Annotated in this window: 30 protein-coding genes; 10 read left to right on the plus strand and 20 right to left on the minus strand. The window is 45.6% G+C overall.

Annotation, left to right across the window (positions count from 1 at the left end; genetic code table 11):
* Positions 1–42: 42 nt before the first annotated feature.
* From NTX75_16380 to NTX75_16400, 5 genes are all read right to left on the minus strand, one after another.
* Positions 43–948: a lytic murein transglycosylase gene (locus tag NTX75_16380; protein MCX5817791.1), complete on the minus strand. Its 906-nt coding sequence runs from the start codon at positions 946–948 to the stop codon at positions 43–45.
* A gap of 151 nt (positions 949–1,099) precedes the next feature.
* Positions 1,100–2,194, minus strand: coding sequence for an ATP-dependent 6-phosphofructokinase (locus NTX75_16385; GenBank protein ID MCX5817792.1), 1,095 nt, complete (start codon positions 2,192–2,194; stop codon positions 1,100–1,102).
* A 207-nt stretch (positions 2,195–2,401) separates the two neighbouring features.
* Complete coding sequence (locus NTX75_16390) at positions 2,402–3,784, minus strand: MFS transporter (protein MCX5817793.1); 1,383 nt, start codon at positions 3,782–3,784, stop codon at positions 2,402–2,404.
* A gap of 206 nt (positions 3,785–3,990) precedes the next feature.
* Positions 3,991–4,998: an NUDIX hydrolase gene (locus NTX75_16395; GenBank protein ID MCX5817794.1), complete on the minus strand. Its 1,008-nt coding sequence runs from the start codon at positions 4,996–4,998 to the stop codon at positions 3,991–3,993.
* Positions 4,995–5,747, minus strand: a complete 753-nt coding sequence (locus NTX75_16400; protein ID MCX5817795.1) for a class I SAM-dependent methyltransferase — start codon at positions 5,745–5,747, stop codon at positions 4,995–4,997. The genes NTX75_16395 and NTX75_16400 overlap by 4 nt, the downstream gene beginning before the upstream one ends.
* 182 nt (positions 5,748–5,929) lie before the next feature.
* On the opposite strand from NTX75_16400, the gene NTX75_16405 reads away from it, so the two are divergent.
* The gene (locus NTX75_16405) at positions 5,930–6,271 is read left to right on the plus strand and encodes a zinc ribbon domain-containing protein (protein ID MCX5817796.1); all 342 of its coding nucleotides are present in this window, start codon (positions 5,930–5,932) and stop codon (positions 6,269–6,271) included.
* Here the strand turns inward: NTX75_16405 and NTX75_16410 are convergent.
* Both NTX75_16410 and NTX75_16415 read right to left on the minus strand, forming a co-directional pair.
* Positions 6,249–6,863, minus strand: coding sequence for an L-threonylcarbamoyladenylate synthase (locus NTX75_16410; GenBank protein MCX5817797.1), 615 nt, complete (start codon positions 6,861–6,863; stop codon positions 6,249–6,251). The two genes, NTX75_16405 and NTX75_16410, sit on opposite strands and share 23 nt — an antisense overlap.
* Entirely contained in the window at positions 6,860–7,522 is a 663-nt protein-coding gene (locus NTX75_16415) for a methyltransferase domain-containing protein (GenBank protein ID MCX5817798.1), read from the minus strand. Before NTX75_16415 ends, NTX75_16410 begins: the two co-directional genes overlap by 4 nt.
* 70 nt (positions 7,523–7,592) lie before the next feature.
* Here NTX75_16415 and NTX75_16420 point away from each other — a divergent pair, with 70 nt between their 5' ends.
* Positions 7,593–8,249: an HAD-IB family phosphatase gene (locus tag NTX75_16420; protein ID MCX5817799.1), complete on the plus strand. Its 657-nt coding sequence runs from the start codon at positions 7,593–7,595 to the stop codon at positions 8,247–8,249.
* Positions 8,239–8,700 (plus strand): C40 family peptidase, encoded by a 462-nt coding sequence (locus NTX75_16425; protein MCX5817800.1) that lies wholly within the window; start codon positions 8,239–8,241, stop codon positions 8,698–8,700. Before NTX75_16420 ends, NTX75_16425 begins: the two co-directional genes overlap by 11 nt.
* Before the next feature lie 5 nt (positions 8,701–8,705).
* Here the strand turns inward: NTX75_16425 and NTX75_16430 are convergent, their stop codons facing one another.
* From NTX75_16430 to NTX75_16440, 3 genes are read right to left on the minus strand one after another with little or no spacing between them, the layout of a single operon-like run.
* On the minus strand, positions 8,706–8,975 hold the full coding sequence (locus tag NTX75_16430) for a thioredoxin fold domain-containing protein (GenBank protein MCX5817801.1): 270 nt from the start codon (positions 8,973–8,975) through the stop codon (positions 8,706–8,708).
* A 15-nt stretch (positions 8,976–8,990) separates the two neighbouring features.
* Positions 8,991–9,212 (minus strand): hypothetical protein, encoded by a 222-nt coding sequence (locus tag NTX75_16435; protein MCX5817802.1) that lies wholly within the window; start codon positions 9,210–9,212, stop codon positions 8,991–8,993.
* A gap of 24 nt (positions 9,213–9,236) precedes the next feature.
* A complete protein-coding gene (locus NTX75_16440) occupies positions 9,237–9,512 on the minus strand; it encodes a hypothetical protein (protein ID MCX5817803.1) in 276 nt (91 codons plus the stop codon).
* Between the two features lie 167 nt (positions 9,513–9,679).
* On the opposite strand from NTX75_16440, the gene NTX75_16445 reads away from it, so the two are divergent.
* From NTX75_16445 to NTX75_16455, 3 genes are all read left to right on the plus strand, one after another.
* A complete protein-coding gene (locus NTX75_16445; GenBank protein MCX5817804.1) occupies positions 9,680–9,823 on the plus strand; it encodes a hypothetical protein in 144 nt (47 codons plus the stop codon).
* 403 nt (positions 9,824–10,226) lie between these two features.
* Complete coding sequence (gene ald, locus NTX75_16450; protein ID MCX5817805.1) at positions 10,227–11,333, plus strand: alanine dehydrogenase; 1,107 nt, start codon at positions 10,227–10,229, stop codon at positions 11,331–11,333.
* A gap of 143 nt (positions 11,334–11,476) precedes the next feature.
* Positions 11,477–11,884 (plus strand): hypothetical protein, encoded by a 408-nt coding sequence (locus NTX75_16455; protein ID MCX5817806.1) that lies wholly within the window; start codon positions 11,477–11,479, stop codon positions 11,882–11,884.
* 125 nt (positions 11,885–12,009) lie between these two features.
* Here NTX75_16455 and NTX75_16460 read toward each other — a convergent pair whose 3' ends face one another.
* Positions 12,010–12,381, minus strand: a complete 372-nt coding sequence (locus NTX75_16460; protein MCX5817807.1) for a zinc ribbon domain-containing protein — start codon at positions 12,379–12,381, stop codon at positions 12,010–12,012.
* Positions 12,382–12,545: 164 nt separating this feature from the next.
* Here NTX75_16460 and NTX75_16465 point away from each other — a divergent pair, with 164 nt between their 5' ends.
* From NTX75_16465 to NTX75_16480, 4 genes are all read left to right on the plus strand, one after another.
* Entirely contained in the window at positions 12,546–13,217 is a 672-nt protein-coding gene (locus NTX75_16465; protein MCX5817808.1) for an SOS response-associated peptidase, read from the plus strand.
* A gap of 171 nt (positions 13,218–13,388) precedes the next feature.
* The gene (locus NTX75_16470) at positions 13,389–13,820 is read left to right on the plus strand and encodes a hypothetical protein (protein ID MCX5817809.1); all 432 of its coding nucleotides are present in this window, start codon (positions 13,389–13,391) and stop codon (positions 13,818–13,820) included.
* A gap of 224 nt (positions 13,821–14,044) precedes the next feature.
* A complete protein-coding gene (locus tag NTX75_16475; GenBank protein ID MCX5817810.1) occupies positions 14,045–15,064 on the plus strand; it encodes a metallophosphoesterase in 1,020 nt (339 codons plus the stop codon).
* Positions 15,065–15,108: 44 nt separating this feature from the next.
* The gene (locus tag NTX75_16480; GenBank protein MCX5817811.1) at positions 15,109–15,510 is read left to right on the plus strand and encodes a DUF5329 family protein; all 402 of its coding nucleotides are present in this window, start codon (positions 15,109–15,111) and stop codon (positions 15,508–15,510) included.
* Positions 15,511–15,702: 192 nt separating this feature from the next.
* On the opposite strand, the gene NTX75_16485 is transcribed toward NTX75_16480, so the two are convergent.
* The 9 genes from NTX75_16485 to murC all read right to left on the minus strand — a co-directional run bounded on the left by NTX75_16485 (position 15,703) and on the right by murC (position 25,649).
* A complete protein-coding gene (locus NTX75_16485; protein MCX5817812.1) occupies positions 15,703–16,275 on the minus strand; it encodes a hypothetical protein in 573 nt (190 codons plus the stop codon).
* A 150-nt stretch (positions 16,276–16,425) separates the two neighbouring features.
* Positions 16,426–16,836: a pentapeptide repeat-containing protein gene (locus NTX75_16490; protein ID MCX5817813.1), complete on the minus strand. Its 411-nt coding sequence runs from the start codon at positions 16,834–16,836 to the stop codon at positions 16,426–16,428.
* Positions 16,837–17,646: 810 nt separating this feature from the next.
* Entirely contained in the window at positions 17,647–19,272 is a 1,626-nt protein-coding gene (locus NTX75_16495; GenBank protein ID MCX5817814.1) for a radical SAM protein, read from the minus strand.
* Positions 19,273–19,300: 28 nt separating this feature from the next.
* A complete protein-coding gene (ftsZ, locus tag NTX75_16500; GenBank protein ID MCX5817815.1) occupies positions 19,301–20,446 on the minus strand; it encodes a cell division protein FtsZ in 1,146 nt (381 codons plus the stop codon).
* 20 nt (positions 20,447–20,466) lie between these two features.
* Positions 20,467–21,711 carry a cell division protein FtsA gene (gene ftsA / locus NTX75_16505; GenBank protein ID MCX5817816.1) on the minus strand — a complete coding sequence of 415 codons (1,245 nt, stop codon included), beginning with the start codon at positions 21,709–21,711 and terminating at the stop codon, positions 20,467–20,469.
* A 1-nt stretch (position 21,712) separates the two neighbouring features.
* Positions 21,713–22,414, minus strand: a complete 702-nt coding sequence (locus tag NTX75_16510; protein MCX5817817.1) for an FtsQ-type POTRA domain-containing protein — start codon at positions 22,412–22,414, stop codon at positions 21,713–21,715.
* The gene (locus NTX75_16515) at positions 22,411–23,325 is read right to left on the minus strand and encodes a D-alanine--D-alanine ligase (GenBank protein ID MCX5817818.1); all 915 of its coding nucleotides are present in this window, start codon (positions 23,323–23,325) and stop codon (positions 22,411–22,413) included. The genes NTX75_16510 and NTX75_16515 overlap by 4 nt, the downstream gene beginning before the upstream one ends.
* A gap of 32 nt (positions 23,326–23,357) precedes the next feature.
* Positions 23,358–24,263 carry a UDP-N-acetylmuramate dehydrogenase gene (murB, locus tag NTX75_16520; protein MCX5817819.1) on the minus strand — a complete coding sequence of 302 codons (906 nt, stop codon included), beginning with the start codon at positions 24,261–24,263 and terminating at the stop codon, positions 23,358–23,360.
* A 3-nt stretch (positions 24,264–24,266) separates the two neighbouring features.
* Positions 24,267–25,649 (minus strand): UDP-N-acetylmuramate--L-alanine ligase, encoded by a 1,383-nt coding sequence (murC, locus tag NTX75_16525; GenBank protein ID MCX5817820.1) that lies wholly within the window; start codon positions 25,647–25,649, stop codon positions 24,267–24,269.
* Between the last annotated feature and the right edge of the window lie 23 nt (positions 25,650–25,672).

Here is a 25,672-nt window from a genome sequence, read left to right on the forward strand (position 1 = left end):
GGACAGCCTGTCCACGGTTTTTACCTTGTATTGAGGGCAATATTACCGGTTAAATTTCTTGCAGGCACTTGCGTAGGCCATAATGGCTTTAACATAGTTGTCACAGTGGTTGTAGGCCCAAATGGCTTGTTTTTTCTTTTGCAGATCATTTTTTACCCATCCGTTCGATTTTAAGTAATTGGCGATGCTTGCCATGGCATCGGAAAAGTTGTTAAGGTCGATCTCTCCATTACCATCCCCATCAATGGCATATTGAATCACTGATGACGGGATAAACTGACAGAGGCCAAAAGCGCCTGCCCATGAGCCCTTGATAGAAAGAGGATCTTTTTTATTGTTCTTACAAAAAATCAGCAGATTTAACAGTTCTTTTTCAGCCCAGGCTGAACGGCGGTTTTCGAGAACGGCAAGCGTGAGAAGACCATTAAAGACAAGATATCTTCCTTCATAACTGCCCAGGTTTGTCTCCAGACGGTAGATGGCAACGATGGTTTCCTTTTCGACGCCATACTTATTCTCTATTTCTTCAAAGACGAGCCTGTTTTCCTGCAAGACCTTCTGCCCTCTTTTAACCGATGTACGGGTGAGGAGGCCGAATTTTTTATGCATGTAATTAATGCCGTGCCCCTTTTTATCGAGAATTTCCGGATAAAGTGTTACGCGGCTGTCAGAGAATATTTTCTGTACCTCTTCATCACTGAATCCGTTGACCTTAATCTTTTGAATGAGAGATTCACCATTAGGAGGAAGGTTGAAAGGACTGGTCCCGCCAGCGGTATTCGTGGTTATCGCCAACAGAATGAAAAGGATCATTAAGGATTTTGAATAGATCGAGATTGATACGGCAAGATTTTTGGGGGAATGGAACTGCCCCCAGTCTCTCTCTTCACGGAATGCGAGGAGTTGTTCGAGTATTTCCTTTACGGAAGTATCGTTGAACAGTGCCACTTCTCATTTTTTACACTATTTCTCTTGTTTGTCAATGAATAACTGAAGACAATAGCACGACCTGGACGCAGGCAACGATATGGTTTGGTGTATAAAAAGCCTGTTTAAAAGTCTTTTTTCTCCATAAATTTGTCGCACACCCGTCTCCCGACTAATCCCCGAAAGACACTCCGATTTCCCGCGCAGTTCTTATGGTATCGCAATCGACCGGGACATTCCTTATTTTTCCGATTACTTCCTCAAGGGGGATGGCCTTTACCTCGGGGGGGTCAAGGGCTACCATGGTACCGAATCTCTTCCCCTCAATCATTCTTACAGCCGCCGCACCAAAGCGAAGCGCTATGAGGCGGTCAAAGGTCGTCGGCGATCCTCCCCGCTGCAGGTGGCCAAGAACGATGGATCTTGTGTCCTTCCCGGTCTTCTTCGAGATCTCTTTGGCTAAATGCTCGGCAATCCCTCCAAGCACGACGTCCTGACGTCCCGCCTCGCCCTTCCCTTTGTCAACAACCTGCCCTCCCAGAGGGGCCGCCCCTTCGGCAGCAACTACTATAGAGTACCGCTGTCCCTGTAATTCACGATCCATGATGTGTTCGCAAATCAGATCGATATCAAAGGGGATTTCAGGGATCAGGATAACGTCCGCTGCACCCGACACGCCGCTGTTCAGCGCAATCCACCCTGCATTCCTTCCCATCACTTCAACTACCATGACCCGTTCATGAGATTTCGCTGTAGAGTGGAGACGATCTATTGCCTCGGTGGCAATGCTCACTGCCGTGTCAAAACCGAAGGTGATTACCGTGCCGCAGAGATCGTTGTCAATAGTCTTCGGCACACCAATGACAGGTATGCCCTTTTTATAGAAGTCGTAGGCGATGGACAGGCTTCCATCCCCTCCCACTGCTACCAGGCAATCAAAGTGGAGCCTTCTGAAGTTTTCCACAACTTTATCCGATACATCGCGTATCTCTGTTTCACCTGCCAGGTTGGTAATGGGCATCTGGAATGGATTGCCGCGATTTGTCGTGCCCAGCATTGTGCCCCCGATGTTTGCAATATGGCGCACCTTATCCGGGGTGAGAGGAATAATTTCATCCGTGTTTAACAGGCCTGCATACCCATTTTTAATACCGTACGTATCCCAGCCTCTGCTGTTTGCGGCCAAAACTACTGCCTCTATGACGGCATTAAGCCCGGGGGCATCCCCGCCGCCGGTATTGATTGCAATCTTCATCCCTTTTTCCATTTTAACCCCCTTTTATTCGAATAACCAATCATCAATCTTCCAAATTACACCTGTCTGCCTCGTCCAAGGCACAGGCAGGAAAGTTTGGATATTGTTATTCGGTTAAAATACACTTTACTTTATATTGTAAAATCATACAAGTTTATGGCAAGGGTTTGCCCGAGGGGCGGTATCCGTGTTTTTGATGCGCCTGTTCCGGCTATGCCGCTATTGCCGCACGTTCCCCCTCGTCAGCGAAGCAAAGATCCCGACTATACAGAGAAAACCGAAAATTATAAAAGCAACCTGTATGGACTTGAGAAGATGAGGATAAAATGCCGGGGCGATTTCCACCCTCCCCAAATATGTTGCAAAGATTAGCATTGCAATGCCCATACTGAACATCTGGCCCAGAAGCCGCATCGTAGCCAGCATGGACGAAGCCACACCGTAAAGTCTGCTTTCAACAGAGCTCATGATGGCATTTGTATTGGGTGACGAAAACAAAGCGAAGCCGAATCCGAGTATGCACAGGCTCGATACTATAAAAGAAATGGCCGTGTCCGTCTTCAAAAAAACGAGAAGGAAGAGTCCTGTAGCCGTTATACCCATCCCCAGAGAAGCAACGATTCGAGGTTCAATACTGTCAGATATCCTCCCCGCGATGGGGGATATTAAGGCCTGCACAATGGGCTGTGAGACCAGTATGACGCCGGCACCCTGGGGGCTTAATCCTTTTATGTGCTGCAAATAGAAACTTAGAAGAAACCCTACGGCAAATGTTGCACCATAGTGTATTAATGCAGCCATATTTGAGAGCGTAAAGGCCCTGTTTGTCCTCAAAAGGCTTATATTCAGGATAGGGTTTTTCGCACGCAGTTCCCAATAAACAAAAATCCCTATGCCCACGATACCGGCGCATATGAGTGTAAAACCGCTTCTGCCCGGAAGACGGGAAAAGCCGTACATGATACAAAGGAGCATGATGGAATAGATCAACGAGCCAACAGCATCGAAGGTCTCCCCTCTTGCTTCAGCCCATTCCCCCTTGACCTTCCATATGCTGAAAACCATGATAATGACCCCGAATGGCACATTCAGGAAAAAGATGCTTCTCCAGCCGAGGTGCTGTGTCAGTATCCCCCCCAGAAAAGGGCCGAACGAAAGGCCCAGGTATACCGCTGCAACGTTGATGCCTAAAACCTTGCCCCTCTCTCCCGCAGGGAATACTGACGTGAGGATTGCAATACCCGTCCCGAAAATCATGGCGCCGCCTATGCCCTGCAATACCCTGCAACCAATGAGGATTTCCGGGGTTTTTGATACACCCATTAAAAGGGAGGATAAGGTAAATATACATGTTCCGTAAATGAAAATCTTCTTCCTTCCATACATATCTGCGAGCTTCCCGAAGGGGAGAAGAAATATGGCTGCACTCAGGATATATGCCGTGGCTATCCAACTGAGCGTAAGGGCATTTATGGAAAATTCCCTGCCTATGGACGGGAGCGCTACGTTAACCGTGGATAAAGCAAGGGGGGTAAGGAAGGAAGACAGGGTGGTGGCTATTAATACAGGCCATCTGCTTTCTATTTTGCTCTGTTGATCCATTGTGGCCATTACCGGGGCTTACGCCTGTCTCTGTAAGGGGGTCGCCCCCTCTGTCAGCAAAACTGCCAGAGACTCCTCCTTTTGCTCACTGTGTGAGCTAAATAGATTCTATTACCGGGGCTTACACCTGCCTGTGCGTGTCCGCACGCAGACTGGTTGCCCCTTCTTTTTAAATGTTCAAACGGCTTGAACGGTTCACTTGGAATCTACTCCTTCTGAAGGTATCCCATTACCGTATAATACGCTGCACGGTCAAAAAAATAGACAAGCCTTTCGCCAAGCTCAAACATACGGTAGATGTCCACTGCCTTTTCCCAGACACCGAAAGAATAGGTAAACATCCAGATGTGTTTTTTCAACAGGCTCAGGGAGCTTATAACCTCCTCAAGGGTCATCCCGTCTTTGCGCCTGTGGGAACCAAGGCCTGTATAAAACTCCTTGAACTCGCTTTCACCTTTTTCCCCTTTAAGCCATGCCTCAAACTGACCCATGATGAACATAGCCCTTTGAAAAAGATCCTCCTTGTCAAATTGGTGATATCCTCTTGTGGAGGGGTTCGTAGAGATATCATTAAGCCAGAGGCCCACAATTTTTTCAGAGTTTCGCTGCACTGCATCCACAAGTTCATCGGAAAGGAGGTTGCCGGGATATACAACCCTGTTCTGTACTGTTCCCTCGACGAACATTTCTAACGAATCGTGCATGTTCCACAGTTCTTTCTTAAGTTCGACAAATTTTTCTATTGCCCTTACCTGTGAATCAAAGGCAAGCTTCGGGAGGCTCATAACCGGGAAATACCTGCAGTCCGATGCATCATCGCCGGGTTCTTCTTCCCCGCCAATCTTCTCCGCCTCAAAGCTGACAATGAGGAGGTCGCCGTATAAGGGGTTCTTGTGGGAGCTTACATCGATAAGCTGGATTATTTTCCCGTCCACGCCGGTTTCCTCTTTAAGCTCCCTCAGTGCAGCCCCTTCTATGCTCTCACCAACCTCGGCAAAGCCAATGGGGAAACACCACATGTCTTTAAAGGGCTCCTTTGCCCTTTTTACAAGGAGGATTTCTCTGTTCCGGCCCGGAAGGATAACGGTAGCCGCCGGTAAGGGGTTTTCGTAAAACACCTCTCTGCACTGTGAGCAGACCTGTCTTTCCTTACCGTCAAAGGTATCGGTTTTGAGCGTCTTGCCGCATATGGTGCAATAATGCCTTTTTTTCATTTCCTTGCCAGAAATATCCTATCGTCCTTATTAAACCTCATGGTTCCTTTTCTTTCCAGTTCGTCGAGCATCGTTATCGTGACCTTTTCCGGGTCCGCGTCTCTCGATATAAATTCCCTCTTGAAATCTATATAACCGGCAAGGTCCTTCTTCTCGTGCCTGCCGAAGACGATGGCATTTCTGTAATCAATGTACCGTACATCCTGAAAGTGTGCCCTCAGGGCTTCCTCGCCGTTCTCGGCAGAAAAGCCCCTGATAACCCGCCGCAGGTTTGTAAAATCGAAAAACTTCTCCCCCTCCTGAAGCATTGACTCGCTGTGCGTTATGGCAAGAAAAATGCCCGAAGGTCTTAAAAGTCTCTTTGCCTCTTCAATCTCTTCGGGGAAAAAATACAGGGAATAGGCAGAGACAACAAGGTCAAAAGAGCCGTCAGGTATATCTATGGGGCAGGGAAGGATACGTTTTTGAAACAGTGCGGTTTTTGATATTTTACGAGCCGCCCTCAAGAAAGAAGACTCGTTTTCAGAAAGACAGTCGATGCCGAGGATAATGTCGAATCCGTCCCGCAATCCATCTTCGAACCATCCATAACCACATCCGAGATCGAGAACGTCTTTTATCCCGTCCCAATCGATCATATTAACCGCTATTGACCGTATGTCCTCCTTGTTCTCGGAGTGCTTCTTTATCATCTCACCGATGGTTCTGTGGAAACCCAGGTCGGAATAGCTGTGTATGATTTCCCTCATTTTGCATATATATCGTAATTGTCTTTTTTTGTAAACGAAAAACTGACGACGCTTGGTTGAGCACTAATAGTTGAGCGCTTATAGGTTGACAAAACCCCTGTGAGTGTCTAAATATAAGGAATAATAAATTTAATAGGGGTTTCGCGTTCTAAACATTCCATTCTACCAGAGGGGGTATGAAGATGCCGATTTACGAATACTACTGTGAGGCCTGTCACAAAAAATCATCTTTTTTGCTCTTAAGGGTATCCGAGGAAATCGATCCTTACTGTAAGGCCTGTGGCAGCAAAGACGTAAAAAAGCTCATCTCCCGCGTTTCTGTTCCCAAAAGCGAGGAGAAAAGGATGGAAAGCCTCCTCGATCCCTCGAAGTTTTCAGGCCTCGATGAAAACGATCCGGGGAGCGTGGAGCGCGTTATGAGGAAAATGGGGAGAGAGCTTGGCGATGAGCTTGGCGAGGGCCTTGAAGAGACCATGGAAGAGGCGCTGAATGGACCGCAATCTACGCCGGAAAAAGATTTCTGAGAGTCCCCTTCCCCTCTCTTAAAACTTCTGCCCTGTCATCTACAAGGCTAATTACCGTTGATGGAGCGCTTACCAGGATGCCGCCGTCAATAACAAGATCAACGCTCCCTTTAAAGTTCTTCTCAATGTCTCTTGGGTCTGTCAGTATAGCCTCTCCTGCAAACCGTGCGCTCGTATTTATGAGCGGCCTTTCTATTAATCCTGCAATGCCAACGGGCACGGGGTGACCTGGTATTCTTATGCCAACTTCTTTTTTAACGGTCATGAGGAGTTTCGGCATGATCTTTCTTGCCTTGAGAACAAACGTATATGGGCCGGGCAGACACCTTTTTAGGGTCTCAAAGGAAAGGTCGCTCATGACTGCATATGTACTTATATCCTTGAAGTCCCTGCATATTATACTCAGTGCCCTCTTTTCGTCGAGCCTTTTTGTGAGATAAAGCTTCCTTATCGCCTTAATATTGAAAAGGTCACAGCCCATTCCGTAAAAGGTGTCTGTCGGATAAGCGATTATGCCGCCGTTTATCAGGGTCTCTCTGATGAGTTGCGTTATTTTCCTTTTGGGTCTTTGTGGATCCCACTCTACTATCATCTTTTCCTTCCTATAAATTTTGCTGCGGCCCTTCTATTATTCATAAATGCCGCGATCGTCTCTTCATAAAACAACAGTTGAAAATCCCTGAAATACGAGATAAGCTCCCCGTCTTCCAGCAGATAGTCAGGATTTCTCCGTCCGTCTATTTCTGGGGCTTGCGCCTGTCCCCGTAGGGGGGTCGCCCTCTCCCTGGGCATAAGCCCGTGGAGCCTCCCCCTCTCGCTCGCGGTGTTCGCTGTGTAGACTTCCACTTCGTTCTGCCGCTTCAAGAAGGTCTCATAGATAAGTATCCCTCCTTTTCTCAACATGTCCGGTATGTCCCTCATAATATCTCTCAGTAAAAAGTAGAATACGATCACGCAGTCAGCCGAATTGTCTTTGAAGGGCATCGTGGCAGCATCGCCACGAATAATTGATATGGGGTGCCCTGCTGATTCCGTGGTCTTCTTTGCAATGCGGATTGCCTCCATGGATTTTTCTAAACCATACACACAAAAACCTTTTTTCGCAAGAAATATGCTGTCCCTTCCGTTTCCCATGGCGACATCAATTACCTTTTTTCCCGGGATTACCTGCCAGAACTTTTGCAGCAGATCATGGGGCTCTGTGGCTCCGTCGTAATATCCATTCCTGTATTTTTTGTCCCAGTCTGCCATTTACTATATTATATTGCATTCATGGCATATGAAAAATAGATTTTTTTGTTTGGTGATGTTATAAGAAACCATGGCCATACGGGTAGTGTTTTTCGACTGTGACGGAACTTTAACGAAGGTAAAAAGCAGTTGGGAGTATATCCACAGAAGGCTCAACATCTGGGACAATCATGCTGATGAATATCAGATGCTTTTCCGTGAAGGAAAAATAAATTATGATGAGTTTTGCAGAAGGGATGCCCTTTTGTGGAGGGGCCTCAACCTTACCGATGTAGTCGAAATCATAAAGGAAATACCCTATCAGGAGGGCGCCGGAGAGACGGTGGCAACCCTGAGGGGCATGGGCATTTTTACGGTCATTCTCTCTACAGGGCTGTCTTTTCTTGTAAACAGGGTCAGGGATGATCTTGGTGTTCACATGTCTCTGTCCAACGATTTGCTTGTAGAAGACGGGGTGCTTACGGGGGGTACGGCAATCAATGTCCAGTATAATAAAAAGGGTTACTGGGTCAATAAGGTTTTAAAAGAAAGGGGGCTGAACAGGCTTGCCTCCTGTGCTGTTGGAGACGGTGAGGGCGACAGGGACATGTTTGATGCGGTAAACGTATCCATAATGTACGGTTCTGACAACAATGTTGTGCCTTCTTCTGTTTATACAATTCATGAAGGACCGCTTACAAAGGTGGTAGAAATTATTAAGGATCATTCGGGCGACAATGAAATGTAGGATTGCCGGTATTTTCGCTGTTTTTCTTGTCTTAATTTTTATAACAGGTTGTGCCCCTAAAAAGGTCAAGACATACGAGCACATATCAGACATACGAAACGAGGTTGTTCAGTCGGCCGTTAACATGCTTGGAAAACCATACAAAAATGGAGCCAAGGGACCGGACTCCTTTGATTGCAGCGGCCTCGTTTACTATTCTTACAAGAAATCAGGTGTTTCATTGCCTGTCTCTACGGACAAACTGATCAGGATGGGATACGAAATCCAGAGAAGCGAGGTGCTTCCTGGCGACCTTGTTTTTTTTAAAATAAAAAAAGACCTTCATGCTGGTATCATGCTTAACCGAAAGGAGTTTATAAACGCATCCAAATCAAGGGGTGTTGCTGTGGATGATGTGGATGCAAATTACTGGAAAAAATCGCTGATCGGCTACAGAAGCATATTATACTAATGACACTAACTCTTCAGAAATTCTCTGAGGGTCATCGTTTTATAATGTTTTCCCTTTAGAAATGAGAGAATTTTGTTAAACTCCTTCTTTGGTATATACCCCGGCACCTGTGCTATGCCTTTTCCCGATGGCTCAAGCAGCGCTATGGTCGGGTAGCCTCTTATATTATAGAGTGAGGCAATGTCCTTCTTTTTATCCACATCGATCCTTACATACACTACGTCTTTCTTCAGGACAGGGTTAATCTCTTTGTCGTTCAGGACATCACGGTCCATCGCATCGCAATACCCTCAGTACCGGCTGTAAAAATAAAGAAGTGCGGGCTTGCTCTCTTTTGTTGCCCTTTTCAGCCCGTCTGTATATTCGTCTGCCACAAGCTGTGTGCAGGAGAGAGCGAGGAAAATGAGGATAAGAATCTTTATCTTGAATAGTTTTATCAAAGCCTGTTTAAAGGTCCTTTTTCTCCATAAGCTTACACCGTCAATATGCCCTTTTACAACAAGTAATCGCATCTTCTCATCCTCTAACGGTACTGCTCATGCACAGGGATAATGCTTTTTGGCTTTCTCGGGGACATCTTCACATAAAAGTATCCCTGTAATTTCCAGGAGAAGTTTTGCTATCCGGGCTATGGTGACAGCCGCTATTGCTCCCTGCTGTGAGGTAACACGGATATGCTCTATTTCCTCTCTGTGCTTTAAGGGGTTATAGGTTCTCTCTATGGGGACGCTATCCGGTATCTGTTTGAAATGACCGGCATCAAGGGGAACCTCAGACGTATTGAAGGAAGTGACGGACACATTGTCCGTCATCGCTGAAATCTCCGGAAAGTCAACACGGACACTACTTCGCACGATTTCGCTTTTGAAACTTTCCGATGAGATTCAGGCTGCTATCCGGGCAGGAAATCTGCATGTTTCACAAGGGTATCTCTTTGCTGCCAACCTCGATTGACCTGACCTTATGAAGGCAGTGAATAGTGAGAAACATGATTACAGCGATGGAGAGAAAAGATTACAGCGATAATTCTATCGCAGGCCTGTCCTACCAAGGTGTTGTTGTAGTTCTTGGCCAGGGCATCGGCGTTTTATCGTTGTTATCATTTTTTGGTTGTGAAAGGTGAAAGGAAGGGAAAGGGGCAGGCTGAAGGTGGGAAAGAGCGGAGAGTGGAGAGCAGGCACCGGAGGCAACTTGATAAAATGTCTTTAACTGTTCACTATTCACTGACGACTATTCACCGAATCATTTCCGAAATCAACAATCCGTACGGTTTAATCCTGCCGAAGGCGGGACAATGGGATGGGAGGGGGAAAAGGTGAAATCCACAGCCGCCCGCAACTTCCTGTTATCCACAGTTTTGAAATTTAATGGATTATCTGAGCTTTCAAAGGGTAATCGTTATTGACAATAATGGGTAATAATATCACAATAGAATAAAAGGGTTACATAAAAAGAGGGGAAGGTAACTATAGGGGTATATACGAAACAAGTTCGGAATTTTGTTTAAAGGAGGAGGTATATTAATTATGGTAGTTGGTGTACCAAAAGAGATCAAGGTTGCTGAGAACAGAGCTGCAATAGTACCTGCAGGGGTTGAGGCCCTTACCAAGGCGGGTCACAAAGTTATAATTGAAAAAGGGGCGGGGTTGGGCAGTGGGATCTCGGATGAAGCCTATGCACAGGTTGGTGCAGAGATAGTCGATACTAATGTTGAAATCTTCAAAAGAGCTGAAATGATTATGAAGGTGAAAGAGCCCCTTCCTCCTGAATATCCATTGTTTCAGGAAGGTCAGATAGTATTTACCTTCTTTCATCTTGCTCCTGCACCAGACCTTACCCAAGCGATGCTTAAGGCCAAGATAATAGGCATTGCCTATGAAACAATCCAGCTTGCCGATGGCTCGCTTCCTCTTTTAGCCCCTATGAGCGAAGTTGCAGGTAGAATGTCGATCCAGGTTGGTGGATATTTTCTCTATAAACACAATAAGGGGAATGGCGTATTGCTTGGCGGTGTTCCCGGCGTAGAACCGGGTAAAGTGGTAATTCTCGGCGGCGGTGTCGTGGGTATAAACGCTGCAAAAATGGCCATTGGTAACAATGCAGATGTGTATATTCTGGACATTGATCTGAATAGACTTCGCTACCTGGATGACATTTTTAATGGAAGGGTTAAAACTGTAATGTCAAACCGCTACAACATTGCAAGACTTATTCAGGACGCAGACCTTGTAGTAGGCGGTGTACTTGTAGCAGGCGCAAGGGCGCCAAAACTGGTCACAAGAGATATGCTTCCGAAGATGAAAGAAGGCTCGGTTATTGTCGATGTTGCCGTTGACCAGGGTGGATGTGTAGAGACTACTCATCCAACCACCCATGACTATCCTGTATTTGTAATCGATGGGGTCGTCCATTACTGTGTGGCGAATATGCCAGGTGCTGTTGCCCGAACCTCCACCTTTGCGTTGACAAATGCAGCTCTGTTCTATGCTTTAAAGCTTGCTAATCTTGGGTATAAGGAAGCCCTTGAGCAGGATCCAGCTTTATTGAAGGGTCTCAATCTGTTTAAGGGCAGGCTTGTATGTCGTCCGGTCGCCGAATCCCAGGGGATAGAGTGCGCACCGATTGAATTTTAACATTGCTTTCCTATGACGGGAACGGGGGGGCATCCCCTTATGTAAAAAAGCCTCTTCAGGTGTGAGCAGGAGAAACATGAGTTATACCAATTCATTTCCGATCAATTCTCGAAATTGACCACCCGCTAAGCAGGAGGTGGACCATGAAAACTGCAGTTAAGGCCGCCCTGTTGTCAGGCTTTGTGTTTCCCGGCTTAGGCCAGATTTATCTCAAACGATACCTGCGAGGGCTAATTATCATGATACCTGTATTGTTGGGGCTAATCATCATCGTTGGAATAGCAATGGTTGGCATTTTGGAGAGTCTAAAGAAAATTCAAATTGAAGGCGGGGCCACTGATACGAATACCATGTTAACTCTTGCCACTTCATATTCCACGCACAACGATATTTTTTTTAAAGCCATTTCTTTATTCATTGTATGTTGTTGGCTTTTTTCCTTGATAGACGCCTATAGCATAGGTAAAAGAAGGAGCATTCTCAACGCAAGAGATGAAAAAGAGTTCAGAACAAAACCTGCCCTTACGCGCAGTGAACGAATAATTTTATAGTTATTTTAAAGAAGGGAAAATAATCTTATTATCAAACAAGATTTGATTATAAAATGTATTTAGGCAAAAAAATTTCACAAAGATATTTCCTGTATGCGGTGACCAGTAGCCCAATCAATTCTCCTTTAACCTTTGTGGTTAAATTTGCGCCAGACTTTACCTGCGGCGTTACCCAGAGCTGCGCCTGCAGCATCGTAGATATTATTGCTCTGATTAATGGGGTTGCGGGGTAATTCACTGCCGCAGTGTTTACATTTAACAGCTTCTATCTTCACAATCTCCGCACAGAAAGGACATTTTTTAAATTTCCCATATTCCCCTCGTTCTGCTGCTTTGTCCATGGCCTTTTGTGTAGCTGAAGGCAAAAACGCCACAATAAGCGCAAAAGGGCCGAGAAGCGTTCCGATTATAAACCATCCACATCCACCCCGCCCCCTTGAGTTCGCAATGACCGCCGCGACTATGCCGAACAAAAACCAGATAAACAAAATTTCCATTTGCTACATCCCCTCATTCCCTGTTTAGGTTTGTAAAGTATATAATTACTACAATTTGTAGGTGAACCGAATAATAACATTGAAGCCTTTCATCACCTAAAACGTCTGACTACTCAATTGACAGTTCACCCTAAAGACCTTATACTCTATCGAAGCGTATCAACATGTGTGGCCGATTTGTAAGAACAAGCTCAATTCCAGTAATCACAAAGAGATTTAATGTCGAGAAACTCTTTCTGCCAGAGATACCGCCAAGCTACAACATTGCCCCGAATCAAGAAGTCGTTATAATTAATAACAATGGAGTAGCAAAGCAACTCCTTCCTTGCCGCTGGGGGTTCCTCCCTTCCTGGGCAAAAGATATGTCTATGGGTATGATTAATGCCAGAGCAGAAACAGTTGCAGAAAAACCCTTTTTCAGATATGCGCTAAATAAGCACCGCTGTTTGATTGCTGCCGATGGATTCTATGAGTGGGGAAACAAAAACAGTAAAAGATATCCGGTATATATTAAACTTAAGTCTGGCGAACCCTTTGGTTTTGCCGGTCTCTATAATTTCTGGGAATCACCAGACGGAAGCATGATCCCTACCTGCACAATCATAACCGCTGAGCCTAATGAACTTATAAATCCGATTCATCAGAGGATGCCGGTTATTATACCAAAAGATGATGAAGACCAGTGGCTCGATCCTGCTCTGGAAGATAAAGGTATACTCCTGCAGCTCTTGAAACCATATCCGTCTGGAGCTATGGAACTCTATCCTGTTTCGCCAAAAATGAATTCACCTTTATATAACCATCCAGAAAATATACAGCCCATTGAGGTTCAGTAACTTATTTGCTTGGCTTTTGAGGTATCCTTATATAAATTATTTTTATAAGGAATACTTAAGAAGTAGAATTTGGGGCGGAAGGATATTTCCTAAAATTATTGATTGACAAAGTATTTAGGAAGTATTGATTATAAATAAAAGCTGTCTGACTAAAAAAAGGAGGAAAAGACGATGGCCATTAAGAAAACTGTTGTTAGCGTCACGGTGTTGGTATTATTGTTGGGATCAGGTATCTGCTTTGCCGATTCGAATATCCCCAATCTGGTAGGGGCATGGACAGTAAAAGCTGAAGGCGCAGTCTTGGTTAAAGGTGGTGCTCCTGGACCAAAGACTCACCATAGTGGTGAGTTTAGCGTACTCACTGCCGAAGCAATTGTGACTAAACAGCAAGGCAGAGTTCTGCGCGGAACCTTCAAATCACCGCGAGCCACTGAGGATTTTATTGCTATTATTGGCACAGACAATAAAAGCTTCTACTATGCCGATGAAGATGGCTTCATGGAAGGCAAAATTATCAACAAAGACAGGATAGACATGATTTATCGTCATGTAAGTCCTTCCGATACGGTAGTGGCGGTGGGAACGTGGACAAGGAAGAAATAAACCACAAACCATCGGAACGGGGATCGGCTAACTGTAAAGATATTTCTGAGATTCTTGCAGGTGTAACTCACAGGCGCTCTTCCTTCCTGAAGTGGAATTTACAATACAATGTTTCGATTGGTAATAGTGTGCCTTTTAAATCTTATTGATATTTATTAAGCAGAATTTACCATTTGATCAGCCGGTCAAAGTACTGAAAGGCTTGTTTTGGGGGAGAAGATCACATGAAAACAAGGTTACATAGGGAAGTAGTCTGGCGGACAATACTTTTGGCTGTCATCATCTGGGCTCTCGGTGCTCCGCTTTGCTTTGCCGGGTCCGATGTCTGGAAATTTGTGATCTTCGGAGACACCCGTCATCCTGATCCGATGACGGCGACGGGCGTCAGCCACAGACTTCCTGAATTGTCACAGGCTATTGCCGCGGAAAAACCTGAGTTGGTGTTCTTCTATGGCGATTTTATTAATGGGTACTACACCCATAAACACTCCCCGCTCTTTCGGAAATACAGACTCCAGTTCGACAACTGGCTGGCAGCCATGAAACCTGTCTATGACCGGGGCATTCCCGTTTATGTCATCCGCGGCAACCATGAATATGGCGCCGAAGGCCTGCCCGATCTCGAATTATTCAGGATCTACGAGGAGTATTTCGCCAATAAAATGCCGCAAAACGGGCCGGAAGACGCCAAAGGACTGACATTCAGCGTCGTCCACCGGGGGGCAAAATTCATTGGTCTGGATCAATATGTCGGGGAAAAAGGGGAGGTGAACATGAATCTGATGTGGCTAAAGGCGGAACTTGCCAATAACTCCCACCCCTTCATCTTTGTCTATGCCCACGCCCCTGCCTTTCGGGTCATGAAAGCGCGGTCACATCCTTTTGATTTCTTTAACAATCACAAACAGCGTGATACGCTCTGGGGAATGTTGAAAGAGTATCGGGCACCTGTCTATTTCTGTGGCCACGATCACCTCTACAGCCGCAGCCAGAAGGACGGGATTTTCCATGTTTGCGCAGGAAATGGCGGCGCCAACGCTCAGGATTATGATCCAGCCCAGGTAGATCAGGCATTGCAGAATCTCTATCCTACGATCCCAGTGCCAAAGGAAAAGGCAGGAATCGCCTTTATGGTCGTCACCATTGATGAACAGGCCGGGGTTGCCGGGGTTGAAACCAAACTGCTTCAGGAAGATGGCCGCATCATCGTGGGCGACACTTTTTCCATTAAGGCGCGCCAATAAAATTGTATCAGCACCGGCTGATTTTGATTAGCACAGGATAAAATATGAACAGAAACTTCATTATTATTGCCATCGTAATCGTTCTTGCTGCGACTATGGTCCTTGCCGAAGATACGAGGCTTCAAAAACATACAGACGAGACAATTGCTTATCTGTTGGCTTTCGTTGCCAAATCCGATTGTACCTTCATTCGGAACGGTCAATTCTATACCGGTAAGCAGGCATCATATCACATGAATACCAAGCGTCAGTATTTCAAGGACAAGATCGCGACCCCAGAAGATTTTATCCGGCTTGCTGCCACCAAGAGTATTCAGACAGGTGAACCATACCTGGTCAGGACAAAGGAAGGAAAAGGATCACGTTGTGACGAGTGGATGAAGCAGGTCCTGGAGGAGTACAGAAAAACCAGTAAAGACAACGAAGAAAAGAAAAATTATGGCTAACAACGGCATGCAGGATAGTGCCCTGACCACAGCAAATTCTAATGCCATGTGTTCTGCCCTGTTTCAGACAGTAATGGTTATCAAAGGTCAGGCGAGCTTTTCGGGTTCCCCGGCAAAGCCGGGGGCTTACCGAATTTAGTTAATTTCCCACTCTTGTACTTGAGGGGGATATTATGCCATAAATAAGGACCGTTAGTGGCCTCCCAATACGTCAGGAACTGCCATTGTGTCAAGAAATGCGCTGGCCGGTAAGTTGAAGACGTTGTCAGGCGCTTCTTTCTTTATGTTCTTATACTCAACGCTCCATTTTCCATTTGCATTTGCTATCTTTACGGGGAAACGTATGTCTGTTGCAAACCACTGATGATATGTCTCGTTCTTGCCCCCCTGTTTTACGGTAACCTCATACTTTTTAGTCGGATGACCGTCTATAGCTGCAGTACCAATCTCCTTTCTGCTTACTTCACCGAATATCTTTTCCTCCGTCCATGGTTTCATGGCTGGTGTCAACTTTGCCTCAATATATGTATTCTCAGCACTATTGACCTGCCACAGCAGACCCTTATCCCCCCTTATAATCGTGTAAACAGGTGTACTGCCTTTTTCCGTACGGCACTTGTTGTCCTTTAAATAAAGTTTGCCCTTTCTCGTAATTTTCCCTTCCTTTGTGATCATGTCTGCCGTAATGTCAATTGCAAATGCGCATGAAATCATTGCAATCACGAATAGGAGCGCGCACCCCGATACTGTCAAAGACTTTTTCATTACCTTCCTCCAGTTTAGTTGATGAGATATCGATACTTTAGGGGTTGAACAATTGGTTTCATCTTCTTTGCCCCTTAGAACCGACCACTATAAAGAGCCGGCCTGACACACAGGCAGGCTCTTTTGATGGGCTGCTGATACAAAAGCTTACTATTTACACTCTCCGACTGAACCGACCTTGCATCTCTTGCCATTGGTCCACGTTGCCTGATCAAAGTAGGTCTTGCTAAAGTTTGCCTTGGACACATCGGCACCGGACAGATTGGCTTCAAAGAGATTAGCGCCGGATAGATTAGCGCCGGACAGATTAGCCTTGGAGAGGTTTCCGCCAAATAAGGTTGAATTCGATAGGTCAGCCCCGGATAAATTTGCGGAAGAGAGATCGGTGTAACTCATATCCAGATTATTCAATTTTGCCCCTGAAAGGTCACACTTCTTGCAGTTGTTTGTTTTCTTCAGGGCCTGAACCTGCTTTTCATCAAACCCGTAAAGAACCGTCAAAGTAACAAAAAAACAGACAACAGTTATAACAATGGTCAAAACTCCTTTTCCTCTACACATAAAAACCTCCCGTTAATTTATTTGAAAACTACCAATAAAAAAAGCCACTACCTGAAGACATTGCTTCAGGTGGCGGCCCGACCATCCGATATATTTACCTCCAGAGACATGAAGCATCTCTGAACCCATTCAGATATTCAATTGTAAGTTTTCTCTATAGCATAAATACCCAATAAAAAAAGCCACTACCTGAAGACATTGCTTCAGGTGGCGGCCCGACCATCCGATATATTTACCTCCAGAGACATGAAGCATCTCTGAACCCATTCAAATATTCAATTGTAAGTTTTTACTATGTCATAATATATCTATATAACCTTGAGGATAAGGAAGTCAAGTCTTTTTTGAAAATGTAAAGGGCTTAAAAATACACTGCTCTCGCTTTCAGTTGGCATTCTTTATGTGTGTTGGCAGTATCGCCTTCAACGTCAGCAGGTGATGGCTACGTTTTCCAAATTATCCACAAGAAGGTTCGTAAAACTAAGCAACAAATATCAAAATAGATGGAGTTTCTTTTAAAAGGACTGAGAAAGGTAAGCAATGTGTGAAACAAGGGACACCCAGAGTTGATTAGCTCGCAAAAACATCACGGGTTTCATCTTTATTCCGCCTCGCAAGGTTGCTGCGGGCTTCATGCCATATCTGGCTATGAGTGTCCCTTGTTTGCAGTAATAGCACATGAAGTTATATGTGTCAAGCAGCCCTTGCAGGACGCTCTACAGTGAATAAAACCAATAGAGGCTATAGGATTTTGGACGATGAGGACAATCCATTGCTGCATGATATTTGTCCTTGAATGCAAATCAGGGATTAAAGACCCAACGATGTTATATATCTCTCATAAAGTTTCTTTTTCGGGGTTTTGCCGGCCATGAAATCCCATGGAAATATTTCATTCTGCCCTCGCTCGCGTAACACATAGAAATTCAAATTTACAGGGCTCTCCTTCATGATACGGGAAAAACTTTCTTCTCTGGCCAGGCGAACGATCAAATCGTTCAACCTTCTGTCTCCCCGGGACAGCACTCCCTGAAGAAAACTGTACTTCAGCGATTCGTGGGTAAAATAGGTATTATCAGCCTTCCCGAGTTCTCTCTTCAGCCAGCCTATTTTGTTCTTCAGTTCTCCCATATCCTGCATGGGCAGCCACTGGAATGGCGTGGATGGTTTCGGGACAAAGGGGCTCGCATGGACGGTAATACTCCCCACAAACCCCCTTTTCGCCCCTCTTTTCACCATAATGTGTTTTACATGTTTAACCAGATTTACAATACCTTCAATGTCACTCAGGGTCTCACCGTAGAGGCCGATCATAAAGTATAATTTCAGATTAAAGGGCTTTATGGCGAGGATGCTGTCCATTTTTGCAAACAGCGCTTCATCTGTGAGGGGTTTCCCTATGGATTGGCGCAATTTTTCCGTGCCTGCTTCAATGCCGAAAGTGAGTGTTTTGATTTCATCCTCCATGAGCTCAATGAGGGAAAGGGGGGTTTCATCAATTCTAAGTGACGGGAAGTGGACACGTTTTCCGGCAGCTTTCAGTTCCTTTACAATATTCACTATGGAGGGATGGAAAGAAACACCGCCACCGATAATACCAACATCGTCGGCCCGGGTTGTAAGTGGAACGATGCTGTCATAACTGAATCTATATGTATTGCCCAGGAGGCAGAAAGGGCATTGCGAGGGACAACCCCGTGTGCCCTCCACGAGTAACATGTTGGAAAATTCTGTTTCCTCCGCGATAACAGCGGATGTGCCGAGGTGTTTCCCCTTATAATGCCGGGGGGTTACAGAAAAGGATGCCGGAATGAATGTCTGTATGGTACCGTCATCACCGTATTGCACACTCAATTGTTTCGGGTTGTACACCCACGGGAAGGCGCTCAGTTCATTCAGAACGTCATCGCGTTTTTTTTCTCTTAGCGCCATATACCTTTCCATAAAGTCGGGTACGGTGGCCTCAATGTCCCCCATCAGAAAGAGGTCGAAAAAACAATGAATGGGTTCCGGGTTGGACATCACGCAGATACCGCCGGCAACGATGACCGGTTCGTCCTCTCCCCGTTCAGTAGCATGAAGTGTAATATTTGAAGATCGTAATATTTTTACAATATTTACATAGTCAAGCTCATAGGAAACAGTAAAGAAAACTATGCGGAAAGATGAGAGCGCCCGGCCGCTTTCTAATGAAATAATGCCGCTATTTTCATCAAAAAAACACCTTTCGCACACAATTTCAGGCGTATCGTTGAGTGTTTTATAGAGGATCTGGGTGGAAAGGTTCGACATGCCGATATAGTAAGCGTTCGGGAAGACCACGCAAACCGGTATCTTGCCGCCCCATTTTTTATGAATTGTTCCTTTTTCCGAGGAAAGGAGTTCCCTGCGGGTCAACCCGCCCTTGTTGAATTTATCCGGAGATTGGTGACGCACAGGGTTTAAGCTTACCTTCTGTACTGGATCAGTCCGCCTGTTTTCTCAAAAACGTGGGGATATCGTATCTGTCGTCATCGATATCAACATTGTCACTTTTTGCTTTTATCTCTTTATAATCAATGACAACCTTTTTCTTTATAAAAGGTGGCACCTCCTGATCCTCGAAAAGCCCGCTTCTGCGTAAATCTGGAACCGTATCCTCATCAACAACAGCCCTTTCTTCAAAACCGGTGGCAATTACCGTTATCCTCATGGCATCATCCATGGCATCATCATAAACGAGTCCCCAAATGATCTTTGCATCTTCGTGCGCCTGTTCCTGTATTAATGATGAGGCTTCGTGAACTTCATGGAGTGTCATGTCTTTATTTCCCGTTACGTTAATCAGAACGCCCCTTGCACCATGGATTGAGATGTCTTCGAGGAGCGGACTCGATATGGCCTTCTGGGCAGCTTCACGGGCCCTGCTTTCTCCGGATGCCTCACCAATACCCATAATGGCCATTCCCCTCTCGCTCATAATTGTTTTTACATCGGCAAAATCAACGACAACATGGCCGGAACCCACGATAAGGTCTGATATACTCCGCACGGCATTGAGAAGCACCTCGTCTGCCTTCAAAAAGGCCTCCATAATGGTCATATGCTTACCGCCAATAGACAGAAGCCGCTGATTCGGGATAGTAATCAGCGAGTCTACCCGCGTTTTGAGCTGGGTAACACCTTGCTCAGCCTGGACCATCCTGTCCTTTCCCTCAAAGGCAAAGGGCTTTGTAACAATTGCCACGGTGAGGGCGCCAAGCTCTTTTGATATCTCAGAAATTACCGTAGATGCACCTGTGCCCGTCCCGCCTCCGAGGCCGCATGTGATAAAAACCATATCGGAGCCTTTCAAATGCTCTGTGATCTTGTCAATATCCTCCTGTGCCGCTTTCTTCCCAACTTCAGGATCTGCACCTGCACCAAGACCTCTGGTGAGTTTGCTCCCGATCTGAATTTTTACCGGCGACTTGCACATGCTCAGTGATTTTATATCGGTATTAACCGCTATAAATTCGACCCCCTGAACGTTGGCATCAACCATATTGTTTAATGCATTACATCCACCACCACCGATACCAACAACCTTTAATTTTGCCGAAAACCCGCTACTCTCGTCCATGTAAAACATTTTGCTCATCCCACACCTCCCTAAAAGATTTCTTTAAACCATTCTCTCATTCTGTTGAGTAATTTTTTACTATCCACCAGCTTCTTAAACTTTTTTCTCCCTTCGTACCGCCCTTTCTTAACCTTCACGTTTTTAAAACCATAAATGAGAAGCCCTACCCCTGTTGCATAAATAGGGTTATTCACCACATCTACGAGGCCGCCGACACCCATGGGAGACCCTCTCCTCGTAGGCAGATTAAAAATATTTTCAGCCAGCTCGGGGATGCCCTCAAGGTTTGCACATCCCCCCGTGAGCACCACACCTGATGCGAGGAGTTTTTCTGATCCTGATTTCTTAATCTCATCGTAAATCATTGATGCGATTTCTTCAACCCTTGGTTCTATTATGTCTGCAAGCGTCTTGCGCATAAGAGTCCTGGGTTTCCGGCCTCCAACACTGGGAACCTCAATTGTTTCGTTGGATCCAATCATGTTTGAGAAAGCACAACCGTATTTTTTCTTGATCTTTTCCGCATCGTCGAGGGGGGTCCTCAGGCCTATGGCGATGTCGTTTGTGATATTGTTTCCTCCAAAGGGCAAAACAGACGTATATTTGATGCTTCCGTTTATAAATACTGCAAGGTCACATGTGCCGCCACCGATATCGACAAGACCAACGCCAATCTCTTTTTCCTCGGGCGTTAATACTGCCTCTGCCGAAGCAAGCTGTCCGAGAATAATGTCATCCACTGACAACCCTCCGAGCCTGCAGCATTTAATAATATTCTGTGCCGATGAAACACTGCCTGTAACGATGTGTACCTTAACTTCGAGCCTGACCCCGGTAATCCCTATGGGGTCCCTGATTCCATCCTGGTCATCAACAATGAATTCCTGAGGTATAACGTGGAGAATCTCCCTGTCTGCAGGGATAGCCACTGCCTTTGCTGCATCGATTGCCCTCGTGATATCGTCAAGTTTTACTTCCTTTTCTTTGATGGCCACAACACCGTTACTGTTGAAGCTTTTAATGTGGGCGCCGCCAATCCCTGCCATACAGGATTCGATCTTTATGCCCGCCATCAATTCCGCCTCTTCAACGGCCTTTCTGATTGAATTAACAGTGCTGTCCATATTTACAACAACACCTTTTCGTAAACCTGTGGAAGGATGGGACCCAATGCCTATGATATTAACCTTTCCTTCTGCGATTTTTCCCACAACAACGCATATCTTCGTAGTCCCTACATCAAGGCCTACCAGCAGTTCGTCTTCTCTCACCATCTTACCCCTTCCTTTCCTGGATGATTGCGCCTCTTTCGAATCTCGCATCGATACACTTAATGAGAAGACCCCTCTTTTTTGCATCTTCGAGAACGGCAACCGCCCTTTTCAAACGTTCCTTCTGGTCTTCCTTACCGAGTATGATCTCTACCCCATCGCCCATACCGAAAATGGTGATGTTTCCATCGTTATACGCCACTTCGGATACAGCGTCTTTTTTTATTACCCCTTCAGTAAACCAGGCATTGACTTCCTTGTAAAGGCTCTTAACGTCCGTCTTCTCTTTTGCATTGATAATGAACATTCCTCTGATGTCGCTTCTTGCGAGTTGCTTGTAAGGCTCTCCATTTTCATCAAGAACATTTACTTCTCCGCCGGTATTTACCCACAGGGCGGAGGGCTTCTTTTCTTTCACATCGATAATAATGGAAAAGGGGTAAATCCTCTTTATCCTTACCTCCCGGACAAAGGGGTGTGAAATAATGGCTTCCCGCATCTTCGAAGCGTCAACGCTAAAGAGACTCTCTTTTAAATAGGGGGTTATCCTGCCCATAATATCCCCGTCTTTTAACTGCTCATTTCCGTTGATTTTTATGTTTTTTATGAAGAAAAAAGGCTCATCTTTAGATAATATGTACACCAGCGTGAGCATGGACAGTATGCACACAGGTATGATAAAACACATGGAAAGAATCTTTTTCATGTCTTTAAGGAGGCTCCTTTTACTATCTCTTCCACAAGTTCGTCGAATGTTTTCCCCAGGCAAGCCCATGCCTTGGGCACCAATGACGTTTCGGTCATGCCCGGTGATGTATTAATATCTATCACCTGAGGCACACCATTATCCACAATCATGTCGACCCTTGCACAACCGGAAAGCTCAAAGGCCTTGTATACTTCGGATGCAAAAACTTGCGCGCTTTTCTCCACAGGTTTCGCTATCCGGGCAGGAACAATATATTCTGTCATGCCCTTTGTATATTTTGACTCAAAATCATAAAACCCTTTTAATGGTTTTACCTGGATGACAGGGAGGATCTCTCTGTTCACTATCCCTACCGTTATCTCATAACCTTCGATATATCTCTCGATCAAAACCTTTTTATCATATTTCAATGCCTGTTCGATGGCCTTCGCTGCCTCTCCCCTCTTGCGCACAACGGATATACCGATGGTGGAGCCTTCGTTCGCAGGTTTCACAACAAAAGGAACAGGGAACTTCGGGGTCTTCGCACTGTTACAGATAACATATGCCGGAGTGGGGAGCCTTAAACCACTAAGAATAAGTTTCATCAGCACCTTGTCAAGCGAGATCGATGAGCCGAGGACGCCTGAGCCTGTATAGGGGATGCCAACCATTTCGAGAAGCCCCTGGACAGTACCGTCTTCACCCCATTTTCCGTGAAGGGCAATAAATGCCACTTCAACCCTTTCTTTCTGCAACCTGTCCACAAGATCAATGTTTACGTCTATCCCCACCGCTTTATACCCGCTTCTCAGCAAGCTCTGGAGTACAGCGCTGCCACTTTTCAGGGAGATTTCCCTTTCAGAGGATTTCCCGCCCATCAGCACGCCGATCTTTTTATCCCGTATGTTTTTGCCGCTTTTGGTCATAATTTACCGTTCACGTTTCACTATGCGCTGCCCTATTCATCAAACCCCCAGAGTTCAACCTCTTCGCTCAGCAAAACACCAATTTTTTCAAACACCTCTTTTTTTATTGTATCAATGAGCATCTTTATATCCTGTGCTGTTGCATGACCTGCGTTTACAATGAAATTAGTATGTTTCTCCGACACACAGGCATCGCCTATCCTGAAACCCCTTAACCCCGCCTTTTCAACAAACTGCCATGCAGACTCCCCGTTGACGCTTTTAAAGATGGAACCCGACGAAGGATACTCCATGGGGTGTCGTTTCCTTCTTTCTGTATAGACATACTCCATATCAGCGGCGATTTCCTTTTTATCCCTGTTTTTCAAGTAAAAGGTAGCGCTCACTATGCATTCAGAGGGTTTTACCGGTGATGTCCTGTAGTCAAACGATATATCCTTTTTTGCGAGAGGGGTTATTTTTCCATTATTATCCACAATGCGTACCTTCTCTAAAACATCTGAAATAGAGGCACCAAAACTTCCTGCATTCATTTTAATCCCACCGCCTACGGTACCCGGTATCCAGTAAAGTCTTTCAAGCCCCGCAAGCCCTTTTTGGGCATTATCTTTAATAAACCCCTTCAGGGAAACCCCTCCTGAAACATCAACAAGGGCGCCATCCTTTACCTTTTTATGCTGAGAGGACCGCATTCTCGTTATCCTTACCACCGCTTCTCCAAGACCTCTATCGTTGACAATAATGTTCGTAGCGTTACCAACAAACCGGTATTTGATATGCTCATTTTGTAAAACCCTTATCGTATTTAATAAATCCCCTTCGTTTAATGGATAAATCAGATAGCTGACAGGGCCGCCCACCCTCATGGAGGTGTATCGTTTCATAAGGACGTTCTGTAATACCGCCCCTTTTATTCCCCATTTTTCCGGTTTCTGCACCGTTTATTCTCCTGCTTTTGTTTTCCATTCTTCTTTGAGTTTTTCACATATCTTATTAATATCACCTGCGCCGAGGGCAACAACCACATCCCCACTGCGGGCAATTTCTAAAATTCGATCCCTCGCATCCTCCTTCGTTGGAGCAAAGATCACATGTTTATGACCGCTCGTCCTGATCCTCTCCGAAAGGAACATGCCGGTTATGCCTTCGATCTTTTCTTCAGAGGCAGGATAAATTTCTGTGACGATAAGGATATCAGCCTCATTGAATGAAGTAATGAATTCATCCATGAGGGCCTTTGTTCTTGTATACCTGTGCGGCTGAAAGGCCACAATAACCCTTCCCTTCCCCATGTTTCGTATTGCCGAAAGCGTAGCCCTTATCTCGGTAGGATGATGACCGTAGTCGTCAATGAGGGTTATATCGCCGCTCCATTTTATTTCGAGCCGTCTCTGTATGCCCGAGAAGGTCTTCATGGCTTCCCGAATCGTCTGGAATGGTATGTCAAGTTCTATACCAACCCCACAGGCAGCAAGGGCATTGGCTACGTTATGTGATCCCTGGAGGGATGCCACCACTTCACCAAGATCTTCCTCTTTATAGAGGACTTTAAATCTCGTTTCAAACCCTTCATATACAACGTTTTTTGCCCTCAAGTCGGCCTGTTTCGAGAAACCATATGTCATGTACCTTCTCTTTAAATAAGGGATAAGGGCCTGAAGGTTCGGGTTATCGATGCAGATAATATCGAGCCCGTAAAATGGTACCTTATTGAGAAACGCGAGGAAAGCAGACTTTATTTCATTCATATCTTTGTAGAAATCAAGGTGCTCCATGTCTATATTGGTTACCACCGCGATAGTGGGGTAGAGGAGGAGGAATGTACCGTCGCTTTCATCAGCCTCTGCAACGAGATACCGGCTGTCACCCAACTTTGCATTACTGCCGAGACTGTTTAATTTCCCGCCTATCACACACGTGGGATCCATCCCTGCATGGCCGAGAATCGTGGAGACGATGGATGTTGTCGTTGTCTTACCGTGGGAGCCTGCCACAGCGATGCTGAATTTCATCCTCATCAGTTCGGCAAGCATTTCAGCCCTTTGGATAACAGGAATAAAAAATTCCTTAGCCCTTTGGATTTCAGGGTTATCCTGCTTTACCGCCGATGATATGACCACCACATCCACATCCTGAACATTTTCTTTTTTGTGTCCGAAAAGTATTTTTGCCCCGAGTTTTTCGAGCCTGTCTGTTGTGTCTGTCTTCCTCAGGTCCGACCCTGTAACAGTGAAACCAAGGTTCAAAAGGACCTCAGCGATACCACTCATCCCTATACCACCGATACCTACAAAATGTATTCTCTCTATTTTATGAAAAACCATATCAATCCTCTGAGTAAAGGGGA

Source organism: Pseudomonadota bacterium, assembly GCA_026388315.1.
Taxonomy (GTDB): domain Bacteria; phylum Desulfobacterota; class Syntrophorhabdia; order Syntrophorhabdales; family Syntrophorhabdaceae; genus MWEV01.

Bases quoted from the DNA above. Each gene is read 5' to 3' on its own strand.
- NTX75_16405 (MCX5817796.1), top strand. From the start codon at position 5,930: ATGCCGATTTACGAATACTACTGTGAGGCCTGTCACAAAAAATCATCT.
- NTX75_16440 (MCX5817803.1), bottom strand. From the start codon at position 9,512: ATGACGGACAATGTGTCCGTCACTTCCTTCAATACGTCTGAGGTTCCC.
- NTX75_16430 (MCX5817801.1), bottom strand. From the start codon at position 8,975: ATGGACCGTGATGTCCTGAACGACAAAGAGATTAACCCTGTCCTGAAG.
- NTX75_16455 (MCX5817806.1), top strand. From the start codon at position 11,477: ATGAAAACTGCAGTTAAGGCCGCCCTGTTGTCAGGCTTTGTGTTTCCC.
- NTX75_16475 (MCX5817810.1), top strand. From the start codon at position 14,045: ATGAAAACAAGGTTACATAGGGAAGTAGTCTGGCGGACAATACTTTTG.
- NTX75_16510 (MCX5817817.1), bottom strand. From the start codon at position 22,414: ATGAAAAAGATTCTTTCCATGTGTTTTATCATACCTGTGTGCATACTG.
- NTX75_16470 (MCX5817809.1), top strand. From the start codon at position 13,389: ATGGCCATTAAGAAAACTGTTGTTAGCGTCACGGTGTTGGTATTATTG.
- NTX75_16390 (MCX5817793.1), bottom strand. From the start codon at position 3,784: ATGGATCAACAGAGCAAAATAGAAAGCAGATGGCCTGTATTAATAGCC.
- NTX75_16385 (MCX5817792.1), bottom strand. From the start codon at position 2,194: ATGGAAAAAGGGATGAAGATTGCAATCAATACCGGCGGCGGGGATGCC.
- NTX75_16485 (MCX5817812.1), bottom strand. From the start codon at position 16,275: ATGAAAAAGTCTTTGACAGTATCGGGGTGCGCGCTCCTATTCGTGATT.
- ftsZ (MCX5817815.1), bottom strand. From the start codon at position 20,446: ATGTTTTACATGGACGAGAGTAGCGGGTTTTCGGCAAAATTAAAGGTT.
- NTX75_16460 (MCX5817807.1), bottom strand. From the start codon at position 12,381: ATGGAAATTTTGTTTATCTGGTTTTTGTTCGGCATAGTCGCGGCGGTC.
- murC (MCX5817820.1), bottom strand. From the start codon at position 25,649: ATGGTTTTTCATAAAATAGAGAGAATACATTTTGTAGGTATCGGTGGT.
- NTX75_16435 (MCX5817802.1), bottom strand. From the start codon at position 9,212: ATGCGATTACTTGTTGTAAAAGGGCATATTGACGGTGTAAGCTTATGG.
- NTX75_16395 (MCX5817794.1), bottom strand. From the start codon at position 4,998: ATGAAAAAAAGGCATTATTGCACCATATGCGGCAAGACGCTCAAAACC.
- NTX75_16415 (MCX5817798.1), bottom strand. From the start codon at position 7,522: ATGGCAGACTGGGACAAAAAATACAGGAATGGATATTACGACGGAGCC.
- NTX75_16410 (MCX5817797.1), bottom strand. From the start codon at position 6,863: ATGATAGTAGAGTGGGATCCACAAAGACCCAAAAGGAAAATAACGCAA.
- ftsA (MCX5817816.1), bottom strand. From the start codon at position 21,711: ATGGTGAGAGAAGACGAACTGCTGGTAGGCCTTGATGTAGGGACTACG.
- NTX75_16400 (MCX5817795.1), bottom strand. From the start codon at position 5,747: ATGAGGGAAATCATACACAGCTATTCCGACCTGGGTTTCCACAGAACC.
- NTX75_16465 (MCX5817808.1), top strand. From the start codon at position 12,546: ATGTGTGGCCGATTTGTAAGAACAAGCTCAATTCCAGTAATCACAAAG.
- NTX75_16425 (MCX5817800.1), top strand. From the start codon at position 8,239: ATGAAATGTAGGATTGCCGGTATTTTCGCTGTTTTTCTTGTCTTAATT.
- NTX75_16515 (MCX5817818.1), bottom strand. From the start codon at position 23,325: ATGACCAAAAGCGGCAAAAACATACGGGATAAAAAGATCGGCGTGCTG.
- NTX75_16490 (MCX5817813.1), bottom strand. From the start codon at position 16,836: ATGTGTAGAGGAAAAGGAGTTTTGACCATTGTTATAACTGTTGTCTGT.
- ald (MCX5817805.1), top strand. From the start codon at position 10,227: ATGGTAGTTGGTGTACCAAAAGAGATCAAGGTTGCTGAGAACAGAGCT.
- NTX75_16480 (MCX5817811.1), top strand. From the start codon at position 15,109: ATGAACAGAAACTTCATTATTATTGCCATCGTAATCGTTCTTGCTGCG.
- NTX75_16420 (MCX5817799.1), top strand. From the start codon at position 7,593: ATGGCCATACGGGTAGTGTTTTTCGACTGTGACGGAACTTTAACGAAG.